The following is a 17,135-nucleotide window of genomic DNA, read 5'->3' on the forward strand; positions in this document are numbered from 1 at the left end:
CGGGGTGGCTCCCTCTGACGAGGGAGCTGTCAGCCGAAGGCTGACTGAGGGAGAGATAGCTGGAACGTTACGTTCGCGGCATCTCTCCCCCACCCGGCTTCGCCGGGAGCCCCCTCGTCAGAGGGGGCCGAAATCGGCATGCGCCTTCGGCGCATTCTGTTTTTGCTCCCCCACATTCGTGGGGGAGCAAGCGGCTCACGCCTGGCGCTTACGCCAGACGGTGAGGGCGATGCCGGCGGCGAGGACCAGCGCGGTGGCGGCGGTCACGCCTGCGATCGCACTACCCGTGGAGGACAGCACCGGCTTCTTCGCAGCGGTCGTGCCGTTCGGCTTGCCGGACGAGCTCTTCTTCACCAGACCGTCAACGGCGGACTGGAGCTTCGCGAGAACCTGATCCACCTGCTGCTGGCTGGCGTTGTCATCACGCAGCACAGCGTCGGCGGCGGCACGGGCGGCGGCGAAGGCGGCCCAACCGGACTGGTAGTCGGACGCCTCGTATCCCTTGACCTTGTTGTAGAGCGTCCACAGCGCGTCTTTGTCGACCGTCGCGCCGGGCTGGTCAGGCTTATCGGGATCCGGGTTCGGATTCTCGCCCTGCGCGACCGCGACGGCCTTGCTGGTGGAACCGTTGACGAGGCCGTCGGTGTAGCCGTCGTAGGTGGCGGTGATGTCGCCGGAGACGGCGGCGGGGACGGTCACGGCGGCGACGCCGTCGGCGTCGAGCTTGACGGTCTCGGTCCAGCTGCCGTTCGCGGTGGCGAACTTCACGGAGCCGGCGACGGTGCCCTTGTCGGCGGCCGCGACGGTCGCGGTCAGGACGCGGGAGTCCTTGTCATACTTGAGCGTGGTCGTCGAGTCCACGGCGGCGAGCTTCGTCGGGTTGGCGGTCGTCCACTGGTGCATGTTCTCGGCGATGGCGGCGGACACGTTCACGAACGCGCCGTGGCGGGTCGGGGTCGGCATGTTGGTCGGGGTGACCTTGCCGGTGACGCCCGGGCCCCACTGCTTCTCCGTGTTCCAGCCGTCGGTCTGCGACAGGCGGTTGGCCCAGCTGGAGGCGGCGATCGCGGATTCGGAGGTCATGTACGGCTTGTAGCCGCCGGAGTCGGCCATGATGATCATCGCGTCGCCGGCCTCGTTCTGGTTCGGGTCGCCCGCGTTGAGCTTGATGGACTCCGGGCCCTCGAACGGCAGGATGTTCTGGTCGACGAGCTGCCAGGTCTTGGTCACGTCGGCGTTCGGATCGGCGGAGGTCGTCTCGCAGGTCAGGCACTTGGAGCGCTCGAGGAACGTGGACTTCTTGGTGGTGATGTAGTCGCCGGCCTTGCCGTTCTCCTCGTTCTTGGTGAGGCGGTAGTACATGTCGCCGATCTTGAACACGGTGGAGTCGATGCGGGAGTACTGGGTGTCCTGCCACTTCTGCACCGGGGTGTAGTTCTTGAAGTCGCGCGTGATGGCCATCATCACGATGTTGTACGCGCCGCCGGTCTTCGAGCTCTTCACCGCGGTGGAACGGGTGTCGTCCGTGTACTCGCGGGAGGAGAAGAACACGACGTAGGCGTTGAGGTCGTCATCCCAGAACGCCTCCGGCGCCCAGGTCATGCCCATGTTGTCGGCGTTGACCTTGATGCCGGTGTCGCCGTCCTCGGCGTTGGTGCGGGTCCAGTTCACCATGTCGGTGGACTCCCACGCCTCAAGCTTGAGGGAGCCGTACTGCTGGTTCTGGCCCCAGCCCTGCGAGGAGACCTTGAGGTCGGTGGCGATCATGTAGAACTTGTCGCCGTCATGGGACTTGAGCACGTACGGGTCGCGCAGACCCTTGGTGTCGGTGTTCGAGACGATGACCGGGTCGGAGCCGTTGATCTCCTTGAACGAGAAGAAATTGTTGCCGTCGGTGGCGGACTCGTACAGGGCCTCGCCAATCTTGCCGTTGGTGGTCGCGGAGTCGGACAGGAAGGTGACGGACGCATATGCGCCGTCCGGCACGGAACGCGTCTTCTCCTTGACGGTGACCTCGACGGTCTTGGTGACCTTCTCGCCGCCGTTGTAGCTGGCGGTGGCGGTCAGCGTGACCGGCTTGGAGTCGCCGTCGCCGTAGGCGGGGCGGGTCACGACGCCGGCACCTTGGTACGGGTCGGCGGCCGCGCCGTTGACCGGGGCCTTGTAGTCGGCGTTCGTGCCGGTGATGAGCTTCGGATCGGAGGACGTCCACGTGATCGCGGAGCCGTTCTTCGTACCTTCGGCGACGAGCGGCAGGTTCTCGGTCGTGGTGGTCTTGAGCGCGCTGATCGCGGAGTCGAGGTCCTCGGTGGCGGCGCTCTTCGCGTCCAGCGGGTTCACGGTGACGGGCAGCTCGGCCTTCACGCCGCCGATCTCGGTGGTCGCGGTGATGGTCGCGGAACCGGCCTTGACGGCGGTCACGGTGCCATCGTCGGAGACCTTCGCCACGCCCTCGTCGGAGGACGACCAGGTGACGTTCTTGCTCACGGCGTCGTCCGGGGTGACGGTGGCGGTGAGCTTCGCGGTGGACTTCTCGGTCAGGGCGAGCTTGCCGTCGACCACGCCGTCGCCGGAGATGGTCACGCCGGTCGGCGAGGCGAGTTCGGCACCCTTGTACACCTTGATGTCGTCCATCGCGCCGTTCCAGTACTTGTCGGTGCCGATGCCGGAGCCACTGCCGTCGTAGAACGACTTGCCGATGTACGTGGTGTAGCCGCCGAGGTCGCTCATCTTGATGCCGGTGTTGGTGGTGAAGCTCAGCAGGGAGCCGTCACGCCACACGCCGAGATTGGTGCCGTCCACGACGATCTTGTAGGTGTGCCACGTATTGTCGTTACCGGAAACGGTGACGTTGTCGCCGTGCTCGTTGTTCCACTTGTTGTCGGAGATGACCGTCTTCACCTTGGTGGTGCTGATGCGGTTGAAGAAGTACTTGTTGTAGTCCTTGCCGACCGCGAAGGTGAAGAACGCGTCGCTGTCCGCCTGACGGGACTTGGCCGCGAACTCCAGGGTGAAGGAGTCGCCGGCGTCCTTGAACAGCTGGTCGTCGATCTGCGCGTACTTGGCGCTGTTCGCGTCGTTGTTGAGGTTCAGCGCCTCGTTGTTGGAGCGGTCGCCGAACTTGCCGACGGAGACGCCGCCGTTGAGGGTCAGGTTGTACTTGCCGGTCGAATCGGCGATGGAGCCGCTGCTGGTGCCGTTCTTGCCGGTGAAGTCCCAGCTGGCGAGCAGGGTCGGTGCGGCGTCGGCCGCGGCGGTGACGGCGGGCGCGGACTGCGCGGCCGCGGTCGTCGCGTCGGCGGCGGTGGCCGCGGGCACGAACGCCGCGAACATCGGCACGGCCGCGATCAGCGCGACTGCTTTCTTCCAGTTCTTCATATGCTGCTATGCACTTTCGTCCAGGCGCGACGCAGCGCCTCTTCCTTCCGTTCTCCCCCGCCATCGCCGTACCACGGTGCTACGCCACACCACGGCCATGCCGGACGTTCCGCACGCCGGTTCCGGTTCGTCCCGTCACCCGCGCACGTGACGTTCCACGATACCCGTTCGCATCGGTCGCCGTCCGTCGCTCCTCAACGACGTCCGCCTGTAATGTGAACGTTCTCATAGAAAACTGCCGCCCATTATTACACCCCCGCCCGACACCCGCGAAACCGCTTGAAACAAAAACAACCTCCCTCTGACGAGGGAGGTGTCATCGCGAAGCGATGACGGAGGGAGAGAAGAAGAGCGGCCGCAGGCCGCGGGGAAATCGAATCGGCCTTTGGCCGATGCCGTATCTCCCGCGGCCTGCGGCCGCTGTCTCTCCCCCACCCGGCTTCGCCGGGAGCCCCCTCGTCAGAGGGGGCCAAAACACCCTGCGCCCCTTGAGGGGGCGCAGAGAATACGGCATGCGCCTATTGGCGCATGCCGTCATGCCGTTACTCCTTGTGACGGAGGCGGGCGATGGTGGCGGCTGCGGCGATCGCCATGCAGACCGTCACGAAGACGGCGAGCGGGAGGATCGTCGAACCGGTGGCGGACAGTCCGCCGCGGTCGGCGGCGTGCTGTCCGTTCTGGCCGGACTGGCCGTTGCCGGCAGCCAAGCCGGCGCCGGAACCGTTGCCGTTACCAGCGTTTCCGGAACCACCGGCGTTACCGGAACCACCGTTATCGCCGGAACCATTACCGGAACCGTTGCCACCGTTTCCGTTATCGCCGGAACCGTTCCCACCGTTATCGCCCGAATCGGGCTTGTCGGCGGACTGCTGGAACGCCTTGACGGCGGCGGTCAGCGCGGCGGTGGCGGAGGCGACCTCGCGGCCGGAGAGGTCGCCGCTCGTGTCGGACGCGACCTTCTCGGCGGCGGCGATCGCGTCCTGCAGCGTCTTCCACGCCTCGTCGGTCTTCTTGCCCTGCGTCACGGCCTTGGCGTCGGCGATCGCATCGGCGAGCGCGGCGCGCTGGGCGTCGGTCGCCTTGGCGTCGGCCTTGCCGAACGCGGTCACGGCGGCGTCGAGCGTGGCGGAGGCCTGCTGGAGGTCGCCGGCGGTCGCGGTCGCGTTGTCGCGCGCCTTCTCGGCGGCGGCGATCGCGTCCTGGAGCGTCTTCCACGCGGAATCGACCTTGTCGCCCTGCTTGACGGCCTTGGCGGCGGCGATGGACTCGTCGAGCGCCGCGCGGGCGGCGTCGAGCGTGGCGTCGGTCGCGTTCGCGGCGACGCTGTACCACGTGGCGTCGCGCGTTTCGACGCGCACCTTCACGCCGCCGGCCTGCTCCGGCACGGTCCACTCCGCCTGCGCGGCGTCGGACCAGTCCTGCAGGACGGTCTCGGCGCCGTCGGCGGCCACGGCGACGAAGCGGTACTGCTTCGCGCCGTCGACGCCGCCCTCGGCTTCGGCCTTGACCGTCACCTTGGCACCGGCCTTGACCTCGCCGTCGATGTCGGCGGTGAGGGTGAGCGGCGTGTACGCCTTCACGCGGTCGGCGCCGACGGTCGCGATGGCGACCTTCTCGCCTTCCGAGCCGGCGGGCGCGTACACCGTGCCGTCACCGGCGAGGCTCAGCGTCTTCAGGCTGGCGGGCACGACGACGATGCTCGGCGTATCGGAGATGTTCAGCGTGGTCATGCCTTCGCCGAAGTACGCGGTCTGCATGCCGCCGGCGATGATGCCGCCGGTGTACGTGCCGTCCTGGCCGCCGCGCACCACGAGGTGCGTCGGACGGTGGCCCCAGAACTCCTGGTCGATGTTCTTGGTCTTCGTGCCGAACTCGACGTATTCGAGGCCGGAGGCGAACAGGAACGAGGACTTCGTGCTCTCGAAGCCGTCCGGGAAGACGACTTCGGTGAGCCCGTCGGTCGAGTTGAACGAGCCGGTCGTCGTGGTCTTGAGGCTCGCGGGCAGGGTGATGTGCTTCAACTGGTGGTTGTTGCGGAACGCCTGCGCCTCGATGGCGACGGTGCCGTCCTTGACCGTGTAGTCGGTGACGGGGTTGCCCGGAGCGGAGAGCACCAGGTGGAGGCCGTCATCCTGCTTCTGGTAGAGGACGTTGCCGCTGGCGGAGTACACCGGGTTCTTCTCGGACACGGTGATCTCGCTCAGGCCGTTGGCGCCGGTGAAGACACCGGCCACGCCGGACGTGATGCCCGCGCCGAGGTGGACCTTCTTGAGCGAGGTGATGTTGGAGAACGCCAGGTCGCCCAGGTCGGTCACCGAATCCGGGAAGTCGAGCGCGGTGATGGCCGGCGACTGGCCGAACGCCAGCGAACCGAACGACTTGAGCCTGTTGTACTCGGGTCGCATGTTGAGGTCGGTGAGCACCGGATCGCTGTAGAAGGCGCTGCCGCCCACGGTGATGGTGCCGCCGAAGTCGACGGACTTGAGGTTCGCCATGTTCATGAACGCGCCGTGTTCGACGGTCTCCAGGGTCTTCGGCAGGACGACCTCGGTGAAGTCGGTGCTCAGGAACGCGGAGTCGCCGATGATCTTGAGGCCTTCGGTGAACTTCACGCCCTTGAGCGTGGAGTTGTCGTAGAACGCGTACTGGGCCACGTCGGTCACGGTCGTGTCGAAGCCGTTCTCGCCCTTGGCCGGGATCGTGTAGACGCCGTCCTTCGGCCCCTGCGCGTTGGCGTTCGGGTAGGCGATGATGCGCGTGCGGTCCTTGTTGAACAGCACGCCGCCGAACTCGCTGTAGTGCTTCACGTCCTTGCCGACGGTGAACTCGGCGAGCTTGGCGTCGCCGACGAACGCGGCCTCCAACTGCTTGTCGGGCACGTTCGCGCCGATCGTCGCCTTGGCGAGGTTCGGCATGTTGGAGAACGCGCCGTGGCCGACCTCGTCGAGCGAATCGGGCATGACGACCTCGGTGCCGGTGGTGTCGGAGAGCGCGGTCGCGCCGATGAACTCCAGTCCGTCGTTCAGGCGCACATCGGCGCCGACAAGGGCGAAGGCGCTGTCGCCGATCGAACGGACGCTGGCGGGCAGTTCGATGACGCCGCCGAACGCGGTGCCGGCGAACGCCGAGCCGCCGATCGTCTTCAGCTTCTGCGGCCAGCCGGTGGTCACGTCGCCCTTCCGGTCGACGAGCTTGAGCGCGCCGAGCGACTGGTTCGCATTGAACGCGTTGTCGCCGATCACGGTGGTATCGGCGGAGATCGTCACGTCGGCGAGCTGCGGATCGCCGTTGAACGTGCCGTCCGGGATCTCGGTGAGGGAGGCGGGCAGCGTCACGTGGCGGAGCGTCGAGCTGGAGAACACGTTGACGCCGAGCTCGAAGTCCTTCACGTCGACCGGCAGGTTCACCGTGTCGAGCGCGAGGTTCTGCGTGAACGCCTCGTCGCCGATGGACTTCAAGTGGCTCGGGTGCTTCGCGTCGTTCTGGAACGTGACCGTGGTCAGCTTTCCGGAGCCGGCGAACGCCTGCTTGCCGATCGTCTCCACGCTGGACGGCACGGTGATCGTGACGGCCTGCGTGTTGGCGAAGGCGTTGTAGTCGATCGCCTTCGTGTTGTTCGGGATCACGATGTCACGCGCGTTGCCGGTGTAGCCGAGCAGCGTCGTGCCGTCCTTGTCGAACACGAACTGGGCGAAGTCGGCGGGCTGGACGCGCACGGTCATCGTGGCGGACTTGCCGGCCACGGTGGCGGTGATCGTCGCCGTGCCGACCTGCTCGCCCGCCGTGATGATTGCCTTGCCGGACTGTCCGTCCTTCGCGGCGACGGTGGCGACCTTCTCATCGGAGCTCGACCACGCGATCTTCTTCCCGTCGAGCGACGGCGCGACGATCGCGGCGATGTCGAGCGTCTTGCCCGGCTCAATCGTGGCGGAATCCTGCGCCATCGCGATGCCGGTCTCGTCGGTCACGTCGGCGACGGTGACCTGCGCGACGGCCTTGACATCCGGATCGATCTTCGAGGCGACGGTCACGGCGACCGGCTTGCCGTCGCTCGGGGCGACGCCGGTGAGCGTGCCGTCGGCGTCGACCTTGACCTTCGCCGGGTCGGCGCTCGTCCACGTCAGATCCTGCTCGGTGGAGTCGGCAGGCTGGACGGCGGCCTTGAGCTTCGCCGTCTGGCCGGGCGCAATCGTGAGCTTGTCCGGCGTGACGGTGATGCCGGTGGCGGCCACCGGGGTCATGACGGCGGCCGTGCGATCGCTCGCGTTGAGGCCGTAGTCCCACGCGTACAGCGGGACGGTGTTCGGCAGGGAGCCGGACAGGCCGGACGCGGTCCACGCGGCGGCCACGTCGGCGACCTTCACGTCGAAGTGCCACGTGCGGGTGCCGTCGGCGTTCGTCGTGTAGTCGGCGGGCGCGAGGATGCGCTTGAAGTAGGCGAGCGTGGTCGGATCGTGGAAGTCGATCGCGGAGAGCCAGGACTCGTCGGTCACGTCGAAGGAGAACGTCTTCGCGTCGCCTTCGCCGGTGAGCTGCATGTTGGTGATGCGCGGGCCCTTCGTGTCGAGGGTCACCTGGTACGCGGCGCTCTGCTGCTCGGTGGCGCCGGGGCCGGCGGTCGTGGCGGTCTGGCGCAGCGTGTACGTGCCGTCGGGCAGGTTGGTCCCGTCGTTCGACTTGCCGTCGAACGCGCCGGAGCCGTTGCCGAGACGCGCTTCGGCGTACAGCACGCTGCCGGTCGTCTGGTTGAGCGTGGACTTCGACACGTAGTCGTAGGAGTAGCTCCTGACGACCTTGCCGTTCGCGTCCGTGTACTCGTACTTGAGCTTGTTCGCGTTGCGCAGGAGGCCGGTGACGGGCCAGGCGGCGATCGGCGAGGCGCTGTAGTTCGTGCGGGAGACGACCATGCGGTTCGGGTCGATGTCGTAGACCGGGCCGGCGGTGGCGTCGCCGTCGAGCGGGTTCACACCGAGCGGCAGGCCGTTGTTCGGGTTGGCGAGCGCGGTGCCGTAGATGTGGTAGGCCTTGTCACCCTTCTCCCACAGCGCGGAATCGAACACGGAGGCCTGGTTCCACTTGCCGTAGAAGCCGACGAACGGGGCGGACAGGTCGACGCCGTTCTTGTCGGCGGCCTTGAGCAGGGCGAAGCCTTCGACGAACGTGCCGTTCGGGGTGTTCGCGGCGGCGAAGTCCTTGAACGCCTGCGCGGTGGCGACGGTGACGGTCAGCTTCGCGCTGCCGTTCGCCGGGACGGTCACCTTGCCGGTCTTCGCGTCGTAGCCGTTGCCGGAGTAGGCGACGTCGATGCCCTTGCCGGTCCAGTTCGTGTCGGTGTTCTGGAACAGGCCGTCGGCGACCGCCTCGGACAGGGCCTGCGCGTCGGGCGTGTAGGAGCGGGCCTTGCCGCCGAGGTTGTGCAGGGTCATCGTGAACGACCACGTGCCGTCCGTGCTGTCGCCGAGGTCGGCCTTCGGACGGGAGTCGTCGGCGGCGCCGTCGACGGTCAGGTAGACGTCGGTCGAGGTGGCGGCGGGCACGTCGGCGAGGCCGGCGCCCTGCTGGCGCGGCGAGGCGTAGGAGTCGCCGGACGCGACCGGCTTGGCGGTGCTCATCAGCAGGCGGGTGACGGCCTTCGCCTTCTCGGCGTCGGACATGCCGGAGAACTTGCTGTCGCCGTCCACGTACTCGTGTATCTGCGCGGAGATGCCGGCCAGCTGCGGCGTGGCCATCGACGTGCCGGACATGTACTCGTACTTGTCGTTCGGGATCGAGGACCAGATGTTGCCGCCGGGGGCGGTGATCTCGGGCTTGAGCTTGAGGTCCGGGGTGACGCCCCAGCTGGTGAAGTCGCTCATCGAGTAGCCGGCGGGCGCGGCGGTGGCGTCGGCCTTGACGGTGAGCTTCTTATCGGCGGCGGCGATGAGCTTCTCGCCGTCCTTGCCGGAGATGGAGACGACGGGGATGTTGACGACGATGCCGGTCTTGATGGCCGCGCCGGTGATCGCGCCGTCCGCGTTGTTGTAGAAGATGACGGCGGCCGCGTTGAGCGCGGTGCCGACGTTCATGAGCTTGTCGCCGAAGGTGAGGGCGTGGCCGTCGCTCGGCTCGGTGCCGCCGCGCTTGACGACGACGATCTTGCCGGACAGGTCCCAGTTGTATTCATTGGCGAGGCGGTTCTGGTCCTCGGTGGAGCCGATGCCGCCGTCCACGTACTCGTATTCGCCGTCCTTCAGGCCCTTGTCCTTGTCAGACAGGCCGGGCGTGCTGTCGCCGGTGGCCTGGCCGTTCTCGTCGGCGAAGCCGAGCTGCAGGTAGCCGATGGCCGTGCCGTCGGGGCCGAGGAACGCGGACTGGCGCTGCGCGTTGTTCACGCTCGCCACGGACAGCGAGTCGGGGAAGGAGGACGGGGAGGAGATCACGGAGCTGTCCGGATCGGAGGCGTACGGCAGGTTCGCGCCGGAGGCGTTGCCGAGCGCGGCGGTGGTCGCGTTGCCGGCGGCCACGTTCACCGTGGCGCCGCCGTCGCGCAGCGCCTTGATCGCGTCGCCGTAGGTGGCGGTGGACTCCTCGGAGAAGCCCGCGTCGGAGCCGAGCGACATGTTCACGGTGTCCGCGTCGAGCGCCTTCGCGTCGTCGATGGCGGCGAGCAGGGACGAATCGTAGATGGCGCCGCTGAAATCGTCGGCGACCTTCATCGGCATGATCTGCGCGTCGGGCGCGGTGCCGCGGATCTGGTCGCCGGAGTTGGCGGCCGCGATGCCGGCGACGTGCGTGCCGTGCTCCATGCCGGACAGGTCGCTCGGGTTCACGTTGTCGTCGTTGTCGGCGTAGTCGCGCGCGAACGGGATCTTCTCGGACACGTACGTGCCGTGGCCGAGCTCCTTGATCTTCGATTCGGCGTCCGACTTGCTCATCTTCACCTTGGCGTCGTCGAGGTCGCCCTGGAACGCCTCATGGTCGGTGTCGAGGCCGGAATCGATGATCGCGATGGTCTGGCCGTCGCCCTTCTGCGCGGCCTTGTCGGCGCCGGTCATGTCGAGCGACGACTGGTTCTTCAGGTCCGGCGTGGAATCGTCGGCCGCGGACTTCTCGTCCGGGATGCTGTACTTGCTTTCGATGAACGCGCGCTTGACGCCCGGCAGCTCGCGGATGCCGTCGAGCAGCGCGGCCGGCGCCTTGACCGCGAAGCCGTCGATCGCGTGGTAGTAGTCCTGCACGTCGGAGACCTGGACGGACTTCGCCTTGCCGTTGGCCTTGGCGCCGTCGGTGGACATCAGCGACGGCTCGTTGGCGGCCAGGTCGCGGATGTCGTTCTTGATCTCGCGGTGGCGCGTCTGCTTGCTCACGCCGAACAGCGAACGGTACCACGGCACGCCTGCGGTGGTGTCGTCAAGCTGCACGATGATCGTCGCGATGCCGGTCGTGGTGTCGCCGGAGCCGGACAGCAGCCCCTTGTCGCCGGACTTGTCGTTCTTGCCGGACTTGTCCGCGGACTCGCCGACCGCGCGCAGCAGCGCGTCGGCGTCCTTTCCGTCCGTCTTGTCGGCGGTCTTGGCGGTGGCTTTGGCGGTGTCGGCAGTGCTACCGGTGCTACCGGTGGCGTTCTTGCCGCTATCAGCGGTGGTGACGGTGTTGCTGGCGGTGCTGCCGGTGCCGTTGGACGCGGCGGCCACGGCGGAATCCTGCGATGCCGCGGCAGGCTGCGACGCAGCCGGCGCGGCCATCGCCACATTGGCCGGGAGCAGCATGGCGGCTGTCACGGCAAGCGCCGTGATCGACCGCCATGGTCCGGCATGATGATGCCCTGAAACCATACGGGTGTTCCCTCTCATATCCATATCTGATCGGTCTGTCGATGATTGCCGATCGCGGGGGCACGGGGCACGCACGGTACGCACTACGGTCATTCGACCGACGGCCTCGCACGACGACTTCGCACGACGACCATCGGTGATGGCCGACCATGCTGATTGCCCGTAATCCCGTAATCGGTTACGACGAGCGCCGACGCCACCCCCGGACACGGCACCTTATCTTCCCGTTCCCGGTGCCGCCGTCGAACACTCACAGTCCATTCGTCAACTTACGCCGCAAATTCCCAGAACACAAGACTTGTTTTCCCAGCCGAGACGTGCTATACGCCCCACCTTTGCTCCCCCTTCAGGGGGAGCTGTCCCGCAAAGCGGGACTCCCTCTGACGGGACATCGCCGTCAAGCAAACGCCAGAGGCGTTTGTAGGCGATGTGCGAGCCGCCAGGCGAGCCGATATGAGGCCAGCCGAAGGCTGTCCATAATCGCGGTCGAGCCGTCAGCCGAAGGCTGACTGAGGGAGAGACCCCCGCCCACCCCCACTTTGCCGCTTTCGACTCCCCCGATTCCGTCGCCTCCGCACCAAATGCGTCGCCCCCACGCCACCCATGGCACGGAACCACCGCCAAGACCGCCATCCCCATCACATCCGTGCCAAATGCGTCGTCCCCACGCCACCCATGGCACGGCAACGACGCTAAGAAGGCCGTCAGCGTCGCTTCCGCGCCAAGCATGGAGCAGAACCGACGCCGTGCACCGCAGGCGCGCGACTCCCCCTCCCCGACCCCAGCTTTTGATTCTTTTGATATTTTTGATTCTTTTGATTTCTTCGATAACGCGAAAGGCCGCCGTTCCCCACGTATCGGGGAACGGCGGCCTTGCTTATGGGCTCAGCTCAGAGCGTCAGGCTCACTGGACCTGGGCGCGGGCGATCTTGCCGGTGAAGGAGTTGGCCTCGTCGGCGTCCTTCACGCCGTCCTTGTTCCAGGAGAACATGGCGCGCAGCTTCGGGCCGACGGTCTCGATGCGCTCGTTGGAGTACTTCTCCTGCAGCTCCTTGAAGTGCGGGGCGCCGGCGTCCTGATCGTCGATGAACTCCTTGGCGAAGGAGCCGTCCTGGATGCGGCCCAGGTGGTACTCCATGCGCTTGCGGCAGTCCTCGTTGATGACGGTGTTGGTGTAGTCGCCGTACTGGGCGGTGTCGGAGCAGGACCAACGGGCCTTGTTGAGGCCGCCCTCGTTCATCAGGTCGACGAGCATCTTGAGCTCGTGGCAGACCTCGAAGTAGGCGATCTCCGGCTGGTAGCCGGCGTCGGTGAGGACCTCGAAGCCCATCTCGACGAGCTTGTTCACGCCGCCCATGAGGACGTTCTGCTCGCCGAACAGATCGGTCTCGGTCTCCTCCTTGAACGTGGTCTTGATGGCGCCGGCGCGCAGGGCGCCGAGGGCCTTCGCGTAGGCCAGGGTCAGCGCCCAGCCGTCACCGCGCGGGTCCTGCTCGACGGCGACGACCACCGGGACACCACGGCCGGCGGCGTACTCACGACGCACGATGTGGCCCGGGCCCTTCGGCGCGACCATGAACACCGGATGATCCTCGGACGGCTTGATGTAGCCGTAGTGGATGTTGAAGCCATGGGCGAAGGCGACGGCCGCACCCGGCTTGATGTTCGGCTCGATGTCGTCCTTCCAGATGTTGCGCTGGTACTGGTCCGGCGCGAGGATCATGATGACGTCGGCCTCGGCGGCGGCTTCCGGCACGGACTTGACCTCGAGGCCCTGCTCTTTCGCGAAGTCCACAGACTTGGAGGTGGGGCGCAGGCCGACGACGACGTCGACGCCGGAATCGCGCAGGTTCAGCGCGTGGGCGTGGCCCTGCGAGCCGTAGCCGATGATCGCGACCTTCTTGCCCTCGAGCACGGAGAGATCGCCGTCATTCTCATACCAGATCTGTGCAGCCATGGTGGCACTCCTTTACTTGCGTACCGTCGCACGGCGTCGGTCGATGCGCCGGTCCGACGACGCCCGCCGGCATCGCCCCTGCGGGGCCGCCGTCGGTCGTGTCCAACCGGTTCGACCGTTCGTGCGAACGGTACACGGTGTCGTTATGTGGTTGCGCGTTATGCGTTGGCGCATGTTGCGCGGGTGGGTGGTCCGCCGGTCGCGTGTGCGTGGTGACGCGTGCGTTGTGCGTTGACCGGATGACCTCGATCGTACGGGATTGTGTCCCGTGAACTGCGCTCAATCCTAGCGATATTGCGGTCGGATAGTGGCCCACGTCCATGATTCGGGCCATCATCCGACCCTTTCCCCCGCATCGTGGACAGCCGGGGCCTCATCCCATCGCGTCGCCCCGCCGACCATGGCGCAACCACAGACACGGCGCAACTTTTCCCGAAAAACACCCCTGTCGTCCGGAAATCGTTGCGCTGAAACACCTCCAGCACAACTTTTCCCGGGAATCATCCCCATCACCCGGGAATCCTTGCGCCCCATTCCCCAACGCAAATTCCCAGCGCAATTTTTCCCGGGAATCACCCCTGTCATCCGGGAATTGTTGCACTGAACCGTCACCAGCACAAGAAATCCCGGAAAACAGCCCCATCACCCGGGAATCCTTGCGCTGAGACCGAGTCAGCACAAAGATTCCCGGAGCATAGGCCGAATTCCCGGGATTTATCGCGCCGAGGACGGGGCGACCGATACGGGGCAGACGACAGCCGCCGACCGGCAATCGAGGCCGACAACCGCCGGCAAAGAAACGAAACCCAAAAGACCCAAACAACCAAAACAACAGAAACAACAGAAACAACCAAAAAGGCCGCCACCCGTGGTAAACGGATGGCGGCCTTTCACCGACCGATATGGTCGCCCGGCCGCGTCCTCATCGGACGGGAGCCGGGGCGGTCAAGCTCACTGAACCTGGGTACGAGCAATCTTGCCGTTGAAGGACTCGGCCTCGTCCTGATCCTTGGCCGGGCCGTTGTTCCAGGAGAACATGGCGCGCAGCTTCGGGCCGACGGTCTCGAGGTGCGGGTGGGAGAACTCCTCCTGCAGCTTCTTGAACTTCGGGGCGCCGGCGGCCTGGTCATCCATGAACTCCTTGGCGAAGGAGCCGTCCTGGATGCGCTTGAGCTGGTACTGCATGCGCTTCTTGGTCTCCTCGGTGATGACCGTGGAGGTGTAGTCGCCGTACTGGGCGGTGTCGGAGCAGGACCAACGGGCCTTGTTCAGACCACCCTCGTTGGCGAGGTCGACGAGCATCTTCAGCTCGTGGAAGACCTCGAAGTAGGCGATCTCCGGCTGGTAGCCGGCCTCGGTCAGCACGTCGAAGCCCATGTCGCACAGGTGGTTGATACCGCCCATGAGGACGTCCTGCTCGCCGAACAGATCGGTCTCGGTCTCCTCGGTGAAGGTCGTCTTGATGGCGCCGGCGCGCAGCGCGCCGAGGGCCTTCGCGTAGGCGAGGCACAGCGGCCAGGTCTTGCCATCCGGATCCTGCTCGACGGCCACGACCACCGGGACGCCACGGCCGGCGGCGTACTCACGACGCACGATGTGGCCCGGGCCCTTCGGCGCGACCATGAAGACCGGGTGATCCTCGGACGGCTTGATGTAGCCGTAGTGGATGTTGAAGCCATGGGCGAAGGCCAGAGCGGCACCCGGCTTCAGGTTCGGCTCGATGTCCTTCTTGTAGACGGCGGCCTGGTACTGATCAGGCAGCAGGATCATGACGACGTCGGCCTCGGCGACGGCATCGCCGACGGACTTGACCTCGAGGCCCTGCTCCTTGGCGAACTCGACGGACTTGGAGGTCGGACGCAGGCCGACGACGACGTCGACGCCGGAGTCACGCAGGTTCAGCGCGTGGGCGTGGCCCTGGGAACCGTAGCCGAGGATGGCGACCTTCTTGCCTTCGAACACGGAGAGGTCGGCGTCCTTCTCGTACCAGATAGTTGCTGCCATGATAGGCACTCCTTTATGTTGTTCAGTGTGCCGAACGAAACTGCACGTCCGACAATCGGTGAGATTGCTGACGGCCTTCGGCGAGAAGGATTGTGTCCTTGTGTCGGGGAAAGTCATCGGTTCACTGGGGACTATTTCTAGTCCCGCAGTGGGCGGCGCGGTCGCCCGCGTCCAAATATTGAATTGAATTTTCAGTTATGGAATCAAGCCGAAATCAAACGCGATTACAGCTGGAAAGTTTGGGGGATTCGCATTCCCTGCGCCCCTCCCGCTGGCGGGAAGTGGCGAGGGCTTTCTCCGGCCCCCTCTGACGAGGGGGCTCCCGCGAAGCGGGTGGGGGAGAGATAGCTGGAACGTGACGGCCCGCAATATCTCTTCCTCAGTCCGCCTGCGGCGGCCAGCTCCCTCGTCAGAGGGAGCCAAGGGAAGACGTCACTTGGTGAAGTCGACGTCCTTCGTCTCGTGGCAGGAGAGCACGGCGACGAGGCAGCACAGGGCCATCACGCCGAGGTAGATGCCGACGGAGTGGACGCCCCAGTGGGAGCTCAGCCAGGTGGCGATGGTCGGCACGAAGGCCGCGCCGACGATGGCGGCGAGGTTGTAGCCGATGCCGGAGCCGGAGTAGCGCACGTTGGCGTCGAACAGCTCGGGCAGGAAGGCGCCGATCGGGCCGAACGCGGTGCCCATGAGGGCGAAGCCGACGCACAGGAAGACCATGTTGGCGAAGAAGTTGCGCTGGCCGACGATCTCACCGTTCAGGAGGAACGGGAACAGCGCGGCGAACACGACGAGCAGCACGGAGGACGTGATGATGACGCGCTTGCGGCCCCACTTGTCGGCGTTCACGCAGGAGATCACGATGAAGGCGGCGAACACGCAGATGGCGATCATGAGCATGAGCAGGTATTCCTGGTTGGTGAAGCCGAGGCCACCGCCGCCCTCACCCTGCTCCTTGGTGCCCCATGCGAGGGACCAGGTGGCGAGCGTGTAGAACAGCGTGTAGGTGACGGCGACGAGGAACGTGGCCTGCAGGACCTGCTTCCAGGACTTGCGGAACACCTCGGTGAGCGGGGACTTGACGACCTTCTTCTGCTCCTGGGCCATACGGAAGATCGGGGTCTCCTCCATGTGGACTCGGACGACGAGGCCGATGATCACGAGCACCGCGGAGAGCAGGAACGGCACGCGCCAGCCCCAGGCGAGCATCGCGTCGGAGTCGTTGAAGGTCTCAAGCAGGAAGTAGGTGCCGTTGGAGAGGAAGAATCCGATTGGGGCGCCGAGCTCCGGGAAGGAGCCGTAGAGGGCGCGCTTGTCCTCAGGCGCGTTCTCGGTCGCGACCAGGGCCGCGCCGGACCATTCGCCGCCGAGGCCGATGCCCTGGATGAAGCGCAGCAGGCACAGGATGGCGACGGCGAAGACGCCCGCCTGGTTGTAGGTCGGCAGGCAGCCGATGAGGAACGTGCCGATACCCATCGTCATCAGGGAGACGACCAGCGTGGTCTTGCGGCCCATGCGGTCGCCGAAGTGGCCGAACACGAGGGAGCCGAGCGGGCGGGCGATGAACGCGATCGCGAAGGTCAGCAGGCTCATCAGCAGCGCAACGGTCGGGTTGTCCTTCGCGGAGAAGAAGATGTGCGGGAAGTAGTTCGCCGCGGCGGTGCCGTAGGCGTAGAAGTCGTAGAACTCGATGGCCGTGCCGACCATGGAGGCGGCGATGACGGTCTTCACGGAATCGTGGGCCATCGCCTGCAGCTTGCCTTCAGCTGCGTTTTCAGCCGTTTCCTCGACTGCACTCATGGGATTGTCTCCTGAATTGGATGGGGTTTCTCTCTCTATTTCGCGGAATTCCATCGCACGCCCTGATCTTGTGGATCGTGGCGGGCGGGCAATGAAAAAGCCCCGCATCTCATGCAGGGCTTGAAACGTGATCAATCGCTCTCGCCCTGCCTTCGCTGACGGGGCTCAAGCTTGTAAGCCGATCA

Annotated in this window: 5 protein-coding genes; all 5 read right to left on the reverse strand. The window is 66.0% G+C overall.

Annotated elements, in window-relative coordinates:
• Positions 1-195: 195 nt before the first annotated feature.
• The gene (locus tag AC1AYP_RS03595) at positions 196-3,378 is read right to left on the reverse strand and encodes an Ig-like domain-containing protein (protein ID WP_476546777.1); all 3,183 of its coding nucleotides are present in this window, start codon (positions 3,376-3,378) and stop codon (positions 196-198) included.
• A 542-nt stretch (positions 3,379-3,920) separates the two neighbouring features.
• Complete coding sequence (locus AC1AYP_RS03600; protein WP_476546778.1) at positions 3,921-11,138, reverse strand: leucine-rich repeat protein; 7,218 nt, start codon at positions 11,136-11,138, stop codon at positions 3,921-3,923.
• Between the two features lie 958 nt (positions 11,139-12,096).
• Positions 12,097-13,149 carry a ketol-acid reductoisomerase gene (ilvC, locus tag AC1AYP_RS03605; protein ID WP_034529598.1) on the reverse strand — a complete coding sequence of 351 codons (1,053 nt, stop codon included), beginning with the start codon at positions 13,147-13,149 and terminating at the stop codon, positions 12,097-12,099.
• A 951-nt stretch (positions 13,150-14,100) separates the two neighbouring features.
• Positions 14,101-15,153 (reverse strand): ketol-acid reductoisomerase, encoded by a 1,053-nt coding sequence (gene ilvC, locus AC1AYP_RS03610; protein ID WP_476503137.1) that lies wholly within the window; start codon positions 15,151-15,153, stop codon positions 14,101-14,103.
• A 432-nt stretch (positions 15,154-15,585) separates the two neighbouring features.
• On the reverse strand, positions 15,586-16,950 hold the full coding sequence (locus AC1AYP_RS03615; protein WP_476503136.1) for an MFS transporter: 1,365 nt from the start codon (positions 16,948-16,950) through the stop codon (positions 15,586-15,588).
• Between the last annotated feature and the right edge of the window lie 185 nt (positions 16,951-17,135).

This window comes from Bifidobacterium sp. LH_424 (assembly GCF_056356895.1).

Excerpts from the sequence above, each read along its gene's own strand:
- AC1AYP_RS03595 (WP_476546777.1), bottom strand. The coding sequence starts at position 3,378 with ATGAAGAACTGGAAGAAAGCAGTCGCGCTGATCGCGGCCGTGCCGATG.
- ilvC (WP_034529598.1), bottom strand. The coding sequence starts at position 13,149 with ATGGCTGCACAGATCTGGTATGAGAATGACGGCGATCTCTCCGTGCTC.
- ilvC (WP_476503137.1), bottom strand. The coding sequence starts at position 15,153 with ATGGCAGCAACTATCTGGTACGAGAAGGACGCCGACCTCTCCGTGTTC.
- AC1AYP_RS03615 (WP_476503136.1), bottom strand. The coding sequence starts at position 16,950 with ATGAGTGCAGTCGAGGAAACGGCTGAAAACGCAGCTGAAGGCAAGCTG.